A 17,836-nucleotide genomic window follows, 5' to 3' on the forward strand; every position below is an offset into this window, starting at 1 on the left:
GAGAATCCCGATTCCTATAAAATTAAACGGTATTCAAAAAAATAGAGGCCGAAATCAGGAAATCGGCCTCTATTGAATAAAAAAGGCTGTCTTCAATTATCAAACATCAATATGAGACAGCCTCTTTCTTTTAGAGGTTCCCTCTTAGTCCCTGTTCCCGCTCAATAGCTTCGAATAATGCTTTGAAATTGCCCTTTCCAAAGGATTTGGCTCCTTTTCTCTGGATTATCTCAAAAAACAGGGTAGGTCTATCCTGTACAGGTTTGGTAAAAATCTGAAGTAAGTACCCTTCATCATCCCTGTCCACCAGAATATTCAGATCTTTAAGCGGCTGCAGATCCTCGTCTATTTGTCCCACACGATCGAGTAGGTCATCGTAATAGGATGGGGGCACCACCAGGAATTCTACTCCTCTTTTCCTCAACTCTGTGACCGTATGGATAATATCGTCAGTAGCTATAGCCATGTGCTGTACACCAGGCCCTCCATAGAAATCCAGGTATTCTTCGATCTGGGATTTCTTCTTCCCCTCAGCAGGTTCATTGATTGGGAATTTGATATAGCCATTTCCGTTGGATACCACCTTGGACATCAAGGCGGAATACTCTGTCGAAATATCCTCGTCATCAAAGGTGATCAGTAATTTAAATCCCATGACATTTTCATAGAATTCTACCCAGTGATTCATTTTGCCCAATTCCACATTTCCCACACAGTGATCGATATATTTTAAGCCAATAGGTGTAGATGTGTAGGTGCTTGTTTTAGGCTGGTAGCCAGGTAGGAAGATGCCATTGTAGTCTTTACGTTCCACAAAGGTATGTATCGTATCCCCATAGGTCTTGATTGAGGCTACTATGACCTTTCCAAACTCATCGGATATTGTTTTGGGTTCGGCAGCTGATATAGCTCCTTTGCTGGTGGTTTCTTTCCAGGATTGGACTGCATCATCCACCCAAAGAGCCAGTACTTTCACACCATCTCCATGTTTCTGTATATGTTCGGAGATTTCTCCTTCCGGATGTAAAGGGGAAGTTAGAACCAATCTGATTTTATCCTGCTTGAGCACGTAAGAGGCCCGGTCTCTTATACCTGTTTCTGGACCGGCATAGGCTATTAGTTCATAGCCAAAAGCATATTGATAGTAAAGAGCGGATTGTTTGGCGTTTCCTACGTACAGTTCTACGTAGTCTGTTCCGTTTAGCGGAAGAAAGTCTTGACTCATGGTAAGTTATTTTTGGGTTATTTCTATAAATCAAAGTTATAAAATATCCCAAAGAATATTTGGCCATGAACTGGATTATTCTTGGGGATTTCTATTACCAATCAGTGTGATCCATGCCATGATCAAAAATGCCAAAGCCCAAGATCCCACTGGGGTGTCCATGGCCAGCCAAAGCAGAGACAGGTAATATAATGGAGCCAAAGCAAAGCCGATGAGAAATTTCCAAGTTGAGGAGAAAACAGGGTCTTTCACACTTGATTTCTTCCAAAGCCAAAGCCAATAAAGTGGGAAGTGGAATATTTTCATCAGTTTATTCTTCAGTCCGGAGGGCTCGGGTACAGGCTTTGGGACTTCTTCGGTCTCAAGGAACAATTTGACATCAGCTCTGCTGGTCAGATCCACGTTATTTTCTATAAGTCTTGCCAAGTCTTGCTCATAGGTCTCTTCGGGGATTTCCACCACAAGGTTTTTTACGGCCTTTTCTACGGATTTGGTCAGCAGTCCGGATTTAGAGGGAGGCATATCTACCGGGATGATTTTACCAAAAGTCAGTCGGGCTTTGCTTCCGGATCTTTTGTGTGCGGAGAAATCCAAAGCTACAGGAAGGATCACAGGAGTAGTTTCCGGGTATTTTTCCTTTAGACCAAAAGCCATTCTGGTAAACCCCTTGCTCAGTGGCCGTAGGTTTCGGATGAGGCTATGACTGCCTTCAGCAAAAATAATTACTGTACCATTTTTGCGAAGCACCTCGTAGGTCTGGTCGAAAGTACCCTGGTTTTGCTGGATTGTAGCAAAACCGTCACGTACACGATAAACCGGCAGCATACGGATGAAATTCAACATTTTGGCCACAAATGATTTTTTGAATACTGAAGCCCGGGTGAGAAAGTAGGGATTCAGTGTAGTATGAGTTGCCAGGAGAAGGGGGTCAATTAGTGCGTTTTGGTGGTTGGCGACGAGAATAACAGGGACGTTTTTGGGGATGTTTTCTTTGCCATCCACGACTATTGTCCTGAAATATCCCTTAAGTGCTACTTTTACCAGCAGTCGAAGGACAAAATTGAATAGGTATTTCATTTATAAAGTAGCATTTTCCCAATGCGGTTTTGTTCAGGTTTTTGATTTCCAAAGACTTGCGATGCACATGCCTGAGATTAGGTGCCAGATTCCCCACCAGGCCGTAATTATAGCCATTCCTCCAAGGCCATCAAAGTACGTAAAAATCAAAACCAGCCCCAAACCTGAATTTTGTATTCCGGTCTCTATAGTCATGGATTTCACATCTTCCAGGGGCAGTTTGAATAGTTTTCCAGTGAAAAAACCTGAACCTAAAGCCACGAAGTTATGTGCCAGCACCCAGAGGAAAATCAGTGAGATATATTTTGTGAACAGGTCAAAGTTGCCTGCAAACGCAACCACTACAAAAGCCGCGAAAATCAGTATGCTCAGTGGCTTGAGAATCCTAGAGTTTTTTTCGGCCAATGCAGGAGCATACCTATGAGTGATGATTCCAAGGATCAAAGGAATGCCCAGGATCAGTGCCACCGTAATGAATGCATCTGTGTAATCCAGACTTATTTCTCTCAGTAAAGCAGATGTAGGAGCATAATTACCTGCCCAGAGTGCGAAATTGAGTGGAGTGCTTACGATGCAAAGAATACTGGAAAATGCTGTTAGGCTTACGGATAGTGCTGTATTTCCTTTAGCCAGGCTAGACAGGAAGTTGGAGACATTTCCACCTGGACAAGCTGCCACCAAAAACATTCCCAAGGCCACGGAGGGAGGCGGTTTCATGAGCAATATCAGGCACCAGGTGAGAAATGGCAGGAGTACAAACTGCGAAAATACCCCCAAAAAGAAACCTTTCGGGTTTTTTGCCAGGTATTTAAAATCTTCGACTCTTAAATCCAAGGCGACTCCATACATGATCAAGGCAAGAGCAAGATTAAGTAGAAACAGGTCGTTAGGTGAAAAATTAAGCTGGATAGCATCCAGTTCTGAGCTTGGGTTCATTTAATTATGGATAGAAAGACAAGACCGGAGAGCATGGCGATACCAAAACTAAGTAAGGTGCCAATGAGAATGTATTCCGTGAGTTTGCGTTCCTTGGATTTTCGCAAATCGCCAAACCTGAATACAGACTTGGCAGCGATTAGAAAACCCACCGCTTCCCAATGCCCTGTGACGATAAAGCCAAAGACGAACAATCGTTCTAAAACACCAATGTATTTACCTGCATCCTGCAGGGACTGTCCAGACTGGGAAGGTATGGCATCTGCCCATTTTTTGAGCACAGCAGATAGGATTATTGATGCCGGCTGTGTGAGAAACAGTACCAAAGTGATCAGGGAAAGGATTTTAGTGTCCTGTAGTATAGAACTGAAATCTACCGTAACCTGGCCGAATATTACCCAAATGAGCAATAAACTGATTAGGTGCATCACTTGATCGGCAATAAACCAGACTGTCCTGGTTTTTTTATTCTGCCCATAGAGCTTTGCCAGATCGATTAGCAGATGCGTGAACATTACGCTGACGACTATAGGCCATTGCTTGATGTCCCAAAGCAACAGCGATGCTAAAACCCCATGGACCAGCACATGAAGATAAAGCTTGGGCGAGGAGGCTTTGCGTTTTTCTTTCTCTTTTACCCAAGAGGTAGGCTGTAGCAGAAAATCACCGATGAGGTGGGCAAGAATCAGCTTTATTAGAATTAGCATTGGAGTAGTTGGCTGAGTTTCTTTCTGAACAATTTCTCCATCACCATGATATCTTCACCATGTGCGGTTTTATAGCGCTTACTTACAGAGTTTTGGTTTATATGGAGGATTTCGCCTAACTGAGCCTGGGTTCGGTCAGGATTTGATAGCATTTCTGACATTAATTCTCCGGATGATATTGACCAGCTGTCCATTTGTATTCCTGCCAGTTTGAGGTAAAGGTTCATTTCATCATTCCATTCTTTCCAAGGGGAGTTGATTGCCAGGGTGATCATTTCGCTTTTCAATTGCTCGAATTTTTCCCCGGAGCGTATAAAGGCCTCTCCGTTGCTTTCAGATATTTTTGCTGCATTATGGGATTTTGTGCCAATACCTATTGCCATCCGGACATCTATGGGGGAACTTCTTTTTTTTTCATCCGGGTTGGAAAGGCTTTTGATCAAGGCTTTGATCTGCAATGCGGCCATTAGGCTTTCCGTGGGATCCAAAACCTCAAGTTGGAAGCTGTCTCCTCTGAAGATTTCCCACTGTTTTGGCGTTTGTCCCCATTTGAGCAACAAAGCCTTGAATGGCTGCAGCCAGAGATTCTGGTCTTTCAGTTCTCTGGAATTGATGATATCTCCTGTAAGTATGGCTAACATAGCCCAAATATCACCTTTTATGGTGATAAACCAAAATATCACCTTTTATGGTGATAAATTAAAATATCACCTTTTATGGTGATAAATTCAATTGCTACTGGTTATAGCGATAGTCGAGGACTTAGGATTAACCGAACAACCCTGAAATACTTTACTAAGGCTCGCTTCTGGAAAACGGTGAAAATTTGAAGGCAAAGCAATCGTTTGCACAAGATTATTGATGATAGAGATAAATACTGTTGGTTGATAAATAGAGAATGTTTAGATTAAAAACCAGTTATGAATATTTTGTTTACGGACTTTTAGAAAGAATATTAAGAAGTAAACCAGATAGTAGTCAAAATCCATAAGCAATTCCCAAAAAACCAGTAACACTATGAGCAATTCCAGAAGGGATTTTTTACACAAAACCACGGCTGCCAGCTTAGGGTTGGCAGCTTTGCAATTTCCTATAGATGCCTTTTCCAAAGCCAAGCCCCAGATGAAATTCGGTTTGGTAACTTATCAATGGGGAAGGGACTGGGACTTACCGACGCTAATCTCAAATTGTGAAAAGGCAGGGGTATTAGGCGTGGAGCTAAGGACTGAGCATGCTCATGGTGTAGAGACAAGCCTGAACGCAAGGGAGCGGGCAGAAGTGAAAAAGCGATTTAAGGACAGTAAAGTGACCTGCCTGGGGTATGGGAGCAATTTTGAATACCACAGCCCGGATCCTGATGTTCTAAGAAAAAATATAGAAGGCACCAAAGAATATATCAAGCTGTGCAAGGATATAGGGGCCACTGGGATCAAAGTAAAACCAAATAACCTACCAGAGGGAGTGCCCAAAGAAAAAACCATCTCCCAGATCGCGGCCTCTTTTAATGAAGTGGGGAAATTTGCTGCTGACTATGGACAGCTGGTAAGAGTGGAAGTACATGGCCACTTGACTCAGGAGCTCCCGAATATGAAAGCGATCTTTGAGCAGGTGACTGAGTCTGCCGTGAAGATTTGTTGGAATTGTAACGAAGAGGACCTTTTGCCCCCAGGTTTGGAGGAGAATTTCAATTCAGTAAAAAAATGGTTTGGTGATACTGTCCATGTACGTGAATTCAATGAGGGGGATTATCCGTACGGAGAACTTTTCACACTGTTCAATGCCATCAATTATGAGGGATGGATCTTGATGGAAGCCCGGACCGAACCTGCTGACCGAGTGGCTGCACTAAAAGAGCAACTCGTTTTATTCAACCAATTGACAGGAGCATAATAGGGAAGAAACTGATTCATTCAGCTGACTCTTGATTCATAAAAGACCACCTGACATCATTAGCCTAACCACATGTTACAATCTACTTAATCAAATTACCAATACTAATAAGATGATATCAAATAAGAAAAAATACTTTAACTATTGTGCCGTAATTGCCTTATCAGCAATTAGTATTGCATGCACAACGAGTGATAAAAACTCAAAAACTGAACAGGAAACTGAGGAAATGAAAGAAAGGATTGAGTTAATACATGATGATGTTGCCAAGAAAGTAGATGTCATCATTGATGGAGAGTTTTTCACCTCCTATATCTACCCGGATTCCTTGGAAAAGCCTGTTCTGTATCCAATCAACACTGCTAATGGCCATGCTATCACCCGTGGCTGGCCGGTTACTCCGCGGCCAGGAGAGCGCGTGGATCACCCACATCACCTGGGTCTATGGTTTAATTATGGAGATGTGAATGGATTGGATTTTTGGAACAACTCGTCTGCCATCACAGACAAAACCAACTATGGGCATATTGTCCACAAGTCTATCAACTCGATCAAAAGCGGAAATGAAGAAGGAGTATTGGAAGTGAGTATGGATTGGATGAACAACAAAGGAGAAGTACTTTTGACTGAGAATACCACCTTTATATTCAGCGGAAAAGACGATCAGCGGACTATAGATAGAATTGCGACCTTGACAGCACCAAATGCCCAGGTGAAGATGACCGATAATAAGGAAGGGATGCTAGGACTGCGAACGGCCAGACAGCTGGAGCATCCATCAGATAAACCCGAGATTTTTACGGATGCCTCTGGGAAAGCTACTGATGTGCCTACGATGAACAATGAAGGTATCACAGGTATGTATCTGAGCAGCGAGGGAATAGAAGGCCATGACGTATGGGGTACTAGGGGAGAGTGGGTAAGTCTTACCGGTAAAATAGACGATGAGAATATCTCCGTTGCTATCTTTGACTTCCCTACTAATCCAGGTTATCCCACTTATTGGCATGCGAGAGGATATGGGCTGTTTGCGGCAAATCCATTAGGTCAAAAATCCCTGAGTGACGGAAAGGATGAACTTAATTTCAAGCTTGAGAAAGGCGAATCGGCTACATTCAAGTATAGAATTGTAATCTACTCCAATGAAAGCATCCAAGATGGGCAGGCCAGCCAGGATTACCTGCAATGGGCTAAGTAGATAAAAAAGAAGATATCTTGTTGAAAAAAAGCATGGATTGCGTTCTAACGTGCTTAATTTTAAATTAGAGGCCAATTAGTTAAAATTGGCCTCTATAACTTATTTAGGTCTAATCAGTTTTACTCAAGGTCAATCCACTATAAATGTGGCTAGCTGAGGATTATGGTCTGAAAGAAAGACCTCTCCCCGTTGCTCGCAGATATTGATATAGTGTGAAACTGGCAAAGGTTGATTGGAGAAAATGTAATCGATTTTCCCCCTTTTCTCAACAGGCACTCCGCCAAAAGAATTAACTGTCCATCCCGGACCATAAGTGTGCCTTGCCCTGATATATGCATCAAAGAATGCAGGTAAATTATCATCTCCTTTAGTTAATAGAGAATAATATGGACTTTCCGGCCGTAGATTGAAATCCCCGACAATGATCGCGGGAAGTGTCCCTGCTATTTCTTTCACCTTACTTTTTAGTAATATAGTACTTTCGGTGCGGGCAATATCCCCTTTATGATCAAAGTGTGTGGAGAAAAAGAAAAACTTTCGTTTGCTTGTCTTTTCTTGAAAAGCTCCCCAGACAGCAGTTCTTCGCAATTCCGCATCCCATCCTGGCCCTTGCATTTCCGGTGTTTCTGATAACCAGAATGTGGCAGAATCCAGCAGCTTAAAGTGGCCTTTGCGATAGAATATTGCTACGGATTCCGCTCCTTGCCAGCCTTCTTTAGGACCTATACTTTCATATTCAGAAAGCATATCGACCATATCAATATATTGAGGGTAATGCCCCTCTTGGATGCCAATCATATCCGGAGAATAATGGTTGACCATATCTGCTATCCATTCTTTGCGGTGTTCCCAATTATTCGAGCCATCATCGGCATAGTTCATCCTAATGTTAAAACTCATCACTTTAAGTTCAGCCGGTTCTTTTTGGGCGGAAGCAGTAGTAATAGAACAGCACTGAAACAGTATAAAGAGAGGTATGTAGATTTTCAGATCTCTTATTATTTTCATTACCAATTTGGGTTTTGTACTAGGTTTGGATTCAACTGCAGATCTTCTGTAGGCAATGGGTATAGGTAATCCCTATCTTCATTAAATGTCTTTGCGGTGCTTTTATGCACCCATACCTGTCCACCGCTTTCTCCGTTTTCAAGGTCTATTTCAGAGCCTAAACTCATAAATACTGCACCGGAGGGGCCAGAGGGCATAGTGTCTTCATAAATCACCAAATCTATGCTCCCCGATTGATCAAGATCATATTCACCTGCACCCGGGAAATACATGCCCATAAATGGTTCTGCCAATAAATGGCCTTCTTTCCATCTCATGAGGTCATCTCTCCTAAAGCCCTCCATTACGAGTTCAATCCGTCTTTCACGCCGGATTTCTAGAATCAACCCTTTATTTGCTCCAGTTACATTGGGATATTGCTCACTTAGGAAAGAATCAGGATCAGTATTGGCCGTCCCCATAGATAAGCCCGGCATTCCTGCCCGTTCACGTAGTCGGTTTATGGACAGATCCAGCTCTTCCTGAGAAATTGTTCCGCGCTCTGCTTTTGCCTCGGCATAGTTAAGCAAGACCTCCCCGAACCGAAAAACCGGTAAGGGATTAGTGGATCTGAGATTGGCATCATGCGCTGGTTCTGTCACGTACTTGATCGGTTGATATCCGGTAATCGACACCGAGAAGTTTGGAGCTAAAACTGTTGATTGGCCTCTCCTGGTATATCCTGGCGTTCGGATGATCTGAGATAGGCGAGGATCCCGATTTTGGGTTTCCTCATAGAACGACATGGTATCATGATCTGGCAAGTCCGTAAATCTGCTTCCGTCACTCATAAGAAAACTATCGATCAGTTTTTTTTCCAGTCCCGGTCTTCCTGCTGAAGCTACCAAAGTGTACCAATTGGCACTATGGTAAATATTCAGATCGGCATTGTAGTGGATGGCCAATATAATTTCTTCCGTTTTTGGGCTAGCAGAGGTAAATAGCTCATTATAAGATTCTTCACTGCCAGAGGTATAAACAGTATAGACATTCTCTTCCATTAATTGCTCAGATGCAGAAATGCTTTGATCTAATAAATCTTCTGCCTTAGGTAAACTAAATTCAGTATGGTATTTGCGAAAGGTGCCTTCAAAAAGCGCGATTCTTGATTTCAGTGCCAATGCGGTCCACTTGGAAATTTGATCCACCATTTTAGTTTCCGGCAGATTATCAATCGCGTAATCCAAATCTGCCATTACCGAGTCAATCACCACTACGCGTGAATCACGTGGCTTCGTCAACAAATCCTCATCTCCAGTGTTTAAAGCGGTATTGTACCATGGTACGTCCCCAAATCGTCTTACTTTATCATAATAAAAGTAAGCTCTGAAAAATCTAGCAAGGGCATTATACCGGCGCACGGCTTCCAAATCCTCACATTTATGTGAGTGTTCCAGGAAAAAATTAATATTCCTCAATTGACCCCATGACCATCCTCCACCAGAAGCTGGAACTACCCTCGATCCTCTGGTCTCGTCATTGAGTGTGTTCTGTACTACATTATCAAATGTCTCTCCATAAATAGCATTATAAGAGGGGAGGGCAGTGTAGAAAGAATTGGTATATAGGCGAAGCTCTTCTGCTGTGGTAAAAAACGTTTCTGGAGACACATTGGCTAGTGGGTATCTTTCCAGAAAGTCATCTTGACAGGAAGATGCGATTGCAGTTATCGAAATTAGTATAATTGAAATGATAAATCTGTTCATTTTCTTAAGGTTAAAGTCTTTAGTTTGCCTAGGCATTAAATTTAAAAGGTCACATTTAAACCCATAGAGTATGTTTTGCTGAAAGGATATACTCGGGCATTTCCAGAGGTGTTATTATTGATTCCATTTACACGGTTCATGGAAATGTTGGCAATGGCCATTTCAGGATCTATGTAGTCATTTTCCAGTTTAGTAAATGTCAGTATGTTCTCTCCACTCACGTAGATGCGGCAGGCGCTGATTCTCAACTTGTCTGTGATATTCCTAGGCAAGGAGTATCCGATTTGTAAATTTTTAACCCGTAAATAGGCTAAATTTTGAAGATACCTGTCATTCACGGATGATAACTCCGCGTTGGGATTTAGGGCAGTATATCCTCTTAGTCTAGGATAGTAGGCGTCAGGGTTGTCTTCGGACCATACCTCGTCCATAAAGAACTTAGGAATAAAAGATTGGTATGGCCGGGAGTAGGGTCCCCAAAAATCAGCAGCATCATTCCCCGGGTACCAATGTTGTCTGCCTATCCCTTGAAGGAATATGGAAATGTCAATTCCGTTCCAATTAGCGCCTAAATTTGCCCCATAACTATACCTGGGTTGCGTGTTTCCTATCACCTCTAAGTCCCCATGATCATCGAGGGTATTCGAACCGTTATTTATTACCCCATCCCCATTCAAGTCCAAAAACTTAATATTGCCCGCTCTGAGTTGGCTTGACTCTCCTGGAGCCCGTAGCCGCTGTCTGTTTACAAAACTTTGATCGACTTCATAAGCCAGGGCTTCCTCGTCTGTCTTGAAAAAACCATCCACTCTGTATCCCCATAGCTCACCCAAGGTCTGTCCCTCGTAGAAGTTAGAAAGCAATTTGGTAGGATTATCAAAGCGTGTAATTTGCGCAGTGTAGTCACTTAGCATTAATTGAACATGATAGGTTAACTGCTTTTTGCCCGTTCCAATATGATCTCTCCATTGGACAGACAATTCAAAACCAGTGGTTTTCAGATCAGCTGCATTTTCCCGTGGTTCTGAGGCTCCAAATACATTGGGCAGGGACCGTCCTGAAGTGAGCATATTTTTGGTTAGCCTTTGGAAAAGGTCTAAGGAAAAGGTTAGCCTGTTTTTTAAGAAATCCGCATCCAACCCTACATTAGAGGTGATAGCCTGCTCCCAAGTAAAATCATCAGCAATTGGAGCTGGAGCACCAATGTAGCGTGTAAGTGCGTTATCAATCAAATAAGTAGAGTTGCCCATAGGCAAGGTGGAGATATAGGCATAGGTGTTGACTTGTTGGTTGCCCAATGAGCCATACGATCCACGGAATTTTAGATTATTAACCACTTCCCGGATAGGTTCAAAAAATGCCTCCTCACTAACTCTCCATCCTGCAGATAGTGAAGGAAAAAACCCGAATCTATTTTCTTTACTAAATCTGGAGGTGCCATCATATCTACCTGCAAACTCAATAAGGTATCTGCTGTCGTAATCGTAATTCAAACGATAAAATAATCCCCTGAGAGCCCATTCACTTGCACCTCCACCCACCATCATATCGCCGGTGCCTAAGTTGAGATCATTCAGTGTCAGGGATAGTAAATCCATCCGGGAAGCTGATATTGGCTTATATTTTTGCTCCTCCTGGTTAAAGCCTACCACGGCACCAATATTATGATCTCCAAATGCCCGGTTGTAAGTTGTATATAAGTTGATAGCCTGGTACTGATTGATTGTATTTGTTTCTTTGAGTTGATCTACCTGATAATTAGGTACCTCAAGAAGTTCTCCGGGGTGAAGTGAATAGGGGGTTTTTGTTCCTCGAAAGTAGGAAGAACCAACAAACAGGTTGTAGGCGTAACTACCGGTGATTTTCCAATATTGACCTAAGTTAATTTCCGCATTTGTGATGGTATTAAGTTCATATCCGTTTTGCTCCCCCTTCATTGTCCCTTGGAGCAGTTGTGGAAATACTGCGACAGCGTAGGAATTTAACCCTGTAGTGGCAAACGCGGTCCCGTCTGGATTTTGCGGTGCATAACTTGGTAAGGCATGGGAACGGATGGACTCAAAGTTCTGATTGGCGCCACCTTCTCTACCATAGTAAGAATAGTTGGTGTTATTGAATTGCGTATTATTACTGATAGTCAGCCAATCATAAACTTTAGCATTTACCTTACTCCTGAAGTTGAATGTCCTATACTGATCAGGGTTTACTTTCATAATGCCTTCTTTGGCATTGTATCTACCAGAAAGCCGATACTCTATTTTATCAGAACTCCCGAAAACACTCAAATTGTGATCAACACCGCTTTGTACATCGGTAAAAACGGTGTTCCACCAATCCCAGTTACCATAATACATATATTGGTCACGTCCTGATCGATTGCTTGTTACTACCCATGGTCGGTCAGGATGTTCTGTTTTGTCATTCCGACGTAGTAAAAGCTGCTCATAATCTTCTTCAGTGTACATCGTGTAAGGAGTGCCTGTGGCGTTCCTAAAAGCGTCATCATTTAGTTTTGCGGCATCGTAGCCCGTGGTAATATAATCGGTACGGGATGTTGGTGTTGACCAGCTGAAATTGTTGTCATATTGGATACGCATCTCGCCTTTTTGTCCGGCTTTAGTCGTCACCAAAATAACCCCGTAAGCAGCCCGTGCCCCATAGATTGCTGAGGCTGCAGCATCTTTCAGCACGGATATGGATTCCACGTCACGGGGATTGATGCGGTTGATATCTCCAGCGACACCGTCTATTAAAATAAGTGGGCTTCCTCCGTTGATAGAAGTATTGCCCCGAATGTTGATTGAGCCTCCTTGTCCAGGCTGTCCGCCCGAAAAAGTCACATTCACATTGGGCATGGTACCTTGCAGCATCTGTGAAATGTTATTCACAGGACGGTTTTCCAGAACTTCAGATGAAACTTGATCTACAGCACCCGTCAGATTTATCTTCTTTTGGGTTCCATAACCCACCACGACCACCTCATCCAGTGATTTGGTGTCTTCAAGAAGGGTAATGTCCACTGTATTAGAATCTGAAATCTGAATTTCCTGGCTTAAATATCCTACAAAGGAGAAAACCAATGTTCCCCCGTTTTCCGGTACCTGAAGTGAGAAGTGACCGTCCGTGGCAGTATTTGTCCCTACTAAAGTGCCTTTTAATACCACTGTTACCCCCGGAATTGCTTCCCCATTTTCATCAATTACATTCCCTGAAATAGTTCTTTGCTGTTGCTTTTGTGCAGATTCTACTACTGGGTCTTTAGCCTTTTGTACTACTATGGTACTAGCTAATGAGATGAAATCCAGTTGAGTTTCATTTTTTAAATAATCCAATACCTGGCTTACAGGTGCATTTTTGAAATTTACTTCCTGAATTTTAATTTCTTTTAAAGCAGATTTATCATAGGTAAATGTTATACCTGCTTGTTTTTGAATCTCTTGCAGGACTTTTTCAACCTGCTCATTTTTAAAATCTAAACTAATTGTTTGTCTAAGCTTGTTTTCCTGCTGGGCTATTGAAGGTGCTGCCCACCAAATAAAAATTAACAGGATAAACAGAAACTTTAATCCTGTCTTTGGAGTAAATGTTTGCATGGTAATATTTAATTTTACTGTTCAGTTGAATAATTAAGGAATGAATATGAGGTCTGCCAGGATCTCAAATTCTTTAGCATTCATCATGGGCACCGTTCGCAGCGGTGCCTTTTTTTATGATTATTTTGATATATAGATCGTACCTCCTTTCTTTTCAAAATTCATGTTATGAAGCAGTAATATTGCCTCCAATGCCTGTTCTGCTTCGCCATTGGCGTATTCACCAGTCACAAATTGCCCCTTCAGAGACAGTTTTGGATCAATTTCAACAGCAAAATCAAGATGTGTCCGCAGTCTGCTGATAGCATCTTGGAGGGGTACATTATTGAAAATAATCTTTTGGTTCATCCAAGCCCCGATATGCTCTGGCGTGATTGATTCTACAGTTCCGTTATGACTGGAAATATCATACACTAGCATCTGACCTGGAGATAGCTCGGTAAAATGTGCACGCTCGTCGTTGATTTCCACCTTACCGCGCAGTAGAGAGACCCGATACTGATGTTCACCTTCATATGCTTCCACGTTAAATGCGGTTCCTATGACATGCGTTTGCACTTCTCCTGAATGGATAATAAAAGGCTTTTTGCTGTCTTTTTTGACATCAAAGAACGCTTCCCCTATTAACTTCACCTGCCTGCTCTCTTCATTAAAATTATCAGCAAGCTCCAGTGTGGTTGAGGCATTTAGAATTACCCGGGTACTATCCGGTAAAAAGAATTCTTTTATTGTATTTGGCTCTGTAGATAGGAGAATAGGGGAGCTTACAGTAGAGGGATTTTGGAACTGGTGAAATATAAAGACCAAGCCTATTAGCAGCAAGATGGAAGCAGCGACCGGACGTAGCCAATTAGGAAAAAGCTTAACTTCTTTGACAGATGTGGAATTCTCACTGATTTGTGAAAATATTCGTTCTCTCATGAGCTGCCCTATCTTTTCTTCAGCTACAAACGGATTATCTATCTCTTCACTCAGATCCAGTTGGTTAAGCCATCGGAATAACAGGCTGATTTCAGCTTGAGAGGCTTTGCCTTGAAGATATTTTTCAAGCAGGAGGTTTAGTTCTTCTTTATCAGGTAGCATACACTATCATAGTGTCACATCCATATAAATGGTACTAGAACTTTTGGAGAAAATTTTGATTTGTTTTTTGGCAATGAGGTAAAAGGGCTTTGAAGCCTCCGGCTAACCTAAGTTTATCCCGGTTTTATACTGCCGGCATATAGGTATAAACCCAAAATACAATTGGAAGCATGACTTAAAATAGAATGATCAATTTAAAAACACGAATATGATCAGATGCCCTGTAGGAAATTCTACAGGAAGATTTTGGGCAACTTTTTTAAGACGCTTCATCGCGTTAGCTACCTGGTTTTTAACAGTCTGGGGAGATAGGTCAAAAGCTGCGGCTACTTCATTTATAGAGTGATTTTCTTTCTTGGCCATCGTGAAAATCTCCCGCATTTTAGTAGGCATTTCTTCTATCGCTTGATTGATAATTTCCTGAAGTTGCCTGTATTCCTGCTCTTTTTCTATAGGGGAGGAGTCACCAAATTTGTGCTCATAGGTAAGTTCCCCTTTCAAAAACTCCATAAAGTTTTGAATGTGCTTATCCTTCAGGCCTTTAATCCGGAAGTAGCGAAAAGTTTTATAATACAGACTAGAATAGAGGTAAGAACTGAATGAGGAGTGAATTTCAACAGTAGTTCTTGTGTTCCAAAGCTCAACAAACAGATCTTGTACCAAATCCATGGCATCATCTCTACATCCGATTTTTTTGGAAGCTGTCAAATAAAGTGATTTCCAATATCTCCTATACAGCTCGTTGAATGCTCCGTAGTTATTCTGCCTAATTAGCAGCAGAAGGCCTTGATCGTCTGTTAGTTTTAAATTGGACATTTGACCAAAGTTAAAAGTATCACTGATCCATCTATAGAAAAATTGAATTATTTAATTATTAAGACACTATGCCGTTTAGTAAGCATTTGTTTACTTCATTAATTTGAAAAAGTTAATCTGATATCAGCACAAAAAAAATCCTCTCTAATTAGGGAGGATTTTTAATTCTTGAAATGGTAGTATTCTTATAATCTTGACCACTATATCATCTTTGAGGCTTCAACTAGTGGTAGCTATTAACTTTTGCCGGGGAGTTCCATTATGGCTAGCGGATGCTATAAACTCTGAAGTGAAATACAGAGATCAATATGATCTTTCTCTGACCTTCTATCAGGAGTTATTTTGACCTAAGAATCCTCGCTTCCTCCGCCAACAACTCATTCCCGTCTGCCAATCCCGCAACTATAAAGGCCTCAATCTCCGAATTTAACGCTTGACCTTTATTCAATAAAACACCTAATGCAATCATTACACCGATTCGGGTTCCCACTTTCTTGGCTGCTGTATTGAATAGGGGCTCCAGTTCCTCATAAGTCACTTCTTCTGCCAGTTTCTCTATATCCGCTCTAGCTGCCGCAAGCTTGTCACCCGATAGATTGGTGTATTTCTTAGCGATTTTCTGAATCTCATTTATCGCAAGACGCTGGCCTTGAGGCTGCGCGCCGCCTTGCTTTGGCTGTTTAGCTGGTTGATTAGGCAGGGAAGGAGCAGGCTGCTGCTTAGCCCAGGAATCCCGCAATCCGACTGTTTTGTTGAATACAAGTTTACCTTCTGAGGAGTCTTTATCCAATGTAAAGTAGCCTAATCGCTGAAACTGAAACTTATCGTCGAGTGTGGCTTCTTTTAGGAAAGGCTCCAAATAGGCTTCTTTAATGATCTTGAGAGAATCAGGGTTTACGAACTCCATAAAATTTTTATCCTCATGGCTATCTGGGGCTTCGTCTAGAAAAAGGCGATCGTACTCACGGACTTCAGCTTTTATAGCATGCTGGATTGATACCCAGTGAAGTGTTCCTTTTACTTTTCTGGTGCTGGCTTCCGTGCCGCTTCCAGATTTTGAATCCAAGTCAGCAGTACAATGAATCTCAGTAATATTGCCTTCAGCATCCTTTACCACAGATTCTCCTTTGATGATGTAGGCGCTTTTTAGACGGACCTCATTTCCCAGTGTCAAGCGGAAGTACTTGCTGCCTGCTTCTTCCTTGAAATCTTCTCTTTCTATATATAACTCCCCGCTGAACGGCAAATCATGTGTTCCCGAATTGGGATCTTCAGGATTGTTTTCAGCCTTCAGTACCTCTGTCTTTCCGGTAGGATAGTTTGTAATCACCAACTTCACCGGATCCAGCACAGCCATTACTCTAGTGGCAGTCTTATTTAAATCCTCCCTGATACAGTATTCCAACAAGGATACATCCGTGACAGAATCCCGTTTGGAGATACCGGAAAGATCGGAGAACTTGCGGATGGATTCAGGTGTGTAACCTCTTCTTCTCAAGCCTGAGATCGTAGGCATTCTGGGGTCATCCCAGCCCGACACTGTTTTGGTTTGCACCAATTCCAGCAGCTTTCGCTTGCTCATCACCGTATAGGATAGGTTTCTTCGTGCAAATTCCCTTTGCTTAGGCCTTAATCTGGTTGGGTCATAAATCTGATCCAAAAACCAATCGTAGAGTTCTCTGTGCATTTTGAACTCCAGGGTGCAAAGGGAATGGGATACTTGCTCGATGTAATCCGACTCGCCATGGGCCCAATCGTACATAGGGTAAATGAACCACTCAGTCCCTGTGCGGTGATGTGCTTTTCTAACAATCCTATACAACAAAGGATCACGCATCAGCATATTTGGTGAAGCCATATCGATTTTGGCCCGGAGCACATAGCTTCCCTGCTCAAATTCACCTGCTTTCATCCGCGCAAATAAATCTAGGTTCTCTTCTACAGAACGGTCTCGGAAGGGGCTTGCAACTCCAGGAGTGGTAGGGGTACCCTTTTGCTCGGCCATAGCTGCGGCTGACTGTTCATCTACATAGGCTTTACCTTCTTTGATCAATTGTACAGCCCAATCATACATCTGCTGGAAATAGTCAGAAGAATAGCATTCCTGCGCCCATTGAAAGCCCAGCCACTGGATATCATGTTTGATGGCATCTACATATTCCTGTTCTTCCTTGCTGGGATTGGTGTCATCAAAGCGAAGGTTTACAGGAGCGCTGTGCTGCTCTCCGAGCCCAAAATTCAGGCAAATCGAAGCAGCATGCCCGATGTGTAAATAACCGTTTGGTTCTGGAGGAAAACGAAACCTCAGCTTCTTCGGGTCAAGACCCGCAGCTAAGTCATCTGCTATGATTTGTTCTATAAAATTGAGGGAAGCGTATTCTTCAGTCATAGTTCAAAATTGAAAGTCAAAAATAAGGCAAATGCATGTAATTGCAACCGGAATAGCGTTGCAATGTGGGAAAGTTGAAAAGTAGGAGAGTTGCAAGGTTTAAAATTTCCAACTTCTCCCTTCGTACTTTCCCAAGGCACAGCCTTTGATTGTTTCCTCCAAAAAACTC

The 17,836-nt window shown here is 42.4% G+C and carries 13 protein-coding genes; 2 read left to right on the plus strand and 11 right to left on the minus strand.

Annotated elements, in window-relative coordinates; genetic code table 11:
• Nucleotides 1-130 precede the first annotated feature (130 nt).
• From hppD to LZF95_RS21890, 5 genes are all read right to left on the minus strand, one after another.
• Complete coding sequence (gene hppD, locus LZF95_RS21870; protein WP_233757390.1) at nt 131-1,225, minus strand: 4-hydroxyphenylpyruvate dioxygenase; 1,095 nt, start codon at nt 1,223-1,225, stop codon at nt 131-133.
• A 75-nt stretch (nt 1,226-1,300) separates the two neighbouring features.
• A complete protein-coding gene (locus LZF95_RS21875; protein ID WP_233757391.1) occupies nt 1,301-2,302 on the minus strand; it encodes a 1-acyl-sn-glycerol-3-phosphate acyltransferase in 1,002 nt (333 codons plus the stop codon).
• 33 nt (nt 2,303-2,335) lie between these two features.
• A complete protein-coding gene (locus LZF95_RS21880) occupies nt 2,336-3,238 on the minus strand; it encodes a bile acid:sodium symporter family protein (RefSeq protein ID WP_233757392.1) in 903 nt (300 codons plus the stop codon).
• Complete coding sequence (locus LZF95_RS21885) at nt 3,235-3,945, minus strand: DUF3307 domain-containing protein (protein ID WP_233757393.1); 711 nt, start codon at nt 3,943-3,945, stop codon at nt 3,235-3,237. Before LZF95_RS21885 ends, LZF95_RS21880 begins: the two co-directional genes overlap by 4 nt.
• Complete coding sequence (locus tag LZF95_RS21890) at nt 3,939-4,586, minus strand: SatD family protein (protein ID WP_233757394.1); 648 nt, start codon at nt 4,584-4,586, stop codon at nt 3,939-3,941. Before LZF95_RS21890 ends, LZF95_RS21885 begins: the two co-directional genes overlap by 7 nt.
• A 376-nt stretch (nt 4,587-4,962) precedes the next feature.
• On the opposite strand from LZF95_RS21890, the gene LZF95_RS21895 reads away from it, so the two are divergent.
• Both LZF95_RS21895 and LZF95_RS21900 read left to right on the plus strand, forming a co-directional pair.
• On the plus strand, nt 4,963-5,835 hold the full coding sequence (locus tag LZF95_RS21895) for a sugar phosphate isomerase/epimerase (RefSeq protein WP_233757395.1): 873 nt from the start codon (nt 4,963-4,965) through the stop codon (nt 5,833-5,835).
• 229 nt (nt 5,836-6,064) lie between these two features.
• The gene (locus LZF95_RS21900) at nt 6,065-7,033 is read left to right on the plus strand and encodes a PmoA family protein (RefSeq protein WP_233757396.1); all 969 of its coding nucleotides are present in this window, start codon (nt 6,065-6,067) and stop codon (nt 7,031-7,033) included.
• Between the two features lie 129 nt (nt 7,034-7,162).
• Here the strand turns inward: LZF95_RS21900 and LZF95_RS21905 are convergent, their stop codons facing one another.
• The 6 genes from LZF95_RS21905 to LZF95_RS21930 form a co-directional block, all read right to left on the minus strand.
• Complete coding sequence (locus LZF95_RS21905; RefSeq protein ID WP_233757397.1) at nt 7,163-8,041, minus strand: endonuclease/exonuclease/phosphatase family protein; 879 nt, start codon at nt 8,039-8,041, stop codon at nt 7,163-7,165.
• Nucleotides 8,041-9,786: a RagB/SusD family nutrient uptake outer membrane protein gene (locus LZF95_RS21910; protein WP_233757399.1), complete on the minus strand. Its 1,746-nt coding sequence runs from the start codon at nt 9,784-9,786 to the stop codon at nt 8,041-8,043. Before LZF95_RS21910 ends, LZF95_RS21905 begins: the two co-directional genes overlap by 1 nt.
• 41 nt (nt 9,787-9,827) lie before the next feature.
• Nucleotides 9,828-13,379: a TonB-dependent receptor gene (locus LZF95_RS21915; protein ID WP_233757401.1), complete on the minus strand. Its 3,552-nt coding sequence runs from the start codon at nt 13,377-13,379 to the stop codon at nt 9,828-9,830.
• A gap of 120 nt (nt 13,380-13,499) precedes the next feature.
• Entirely contained in the window at nt 13,500-14,462 is a 963-nt protein-coding gene (locus tag LZF95_RS21920; RefSeq protein ID WP_233757403.1) for a FecR family protein, read from the minus strand.
• Nucleotides 14,463-14,651: 189 nt separating this feature from the next.
• Nucleotides 14,652-15,278, minus strand: a complete 627-nt coding sequence (locus LZF95_RS21925; protein WP_233757405.1) for an RNA polymerase sigma-70 factor — start codon at nt 15,276-15,278, stop codon at nt 14,652-14,654.
• A gap of 337 nt (nt 15,279-15,615) precedes the next feature.
• The gene (locus LZF95_RS21930) at nt 15,616-17,667 is read right to left on the minus strand and encodes a glutamine--tRNA ligase/YqeY domain fusion protein (protein ID WP_233757406.1); all 2,052 of its coding nucleotides are present in this window, start codon (nt 17,665-17,667) and stop codon (nt 15,616-15,618) included.
• Between the last annotated feature and the right edge of the window lie 169 nt (nt 17,668-17,836).

The sequence above is a fragment of the Algoriphagus sp. AGSA1 genome (assembly GCF_021390545.1).
In the GTDB taxonomy this organism is placed as follows: domain Bacteria; phylum Bacteroidota; class Bacteroidia; order Cytophagales; family Cyclobacteriaceae; genus Algoriphagus.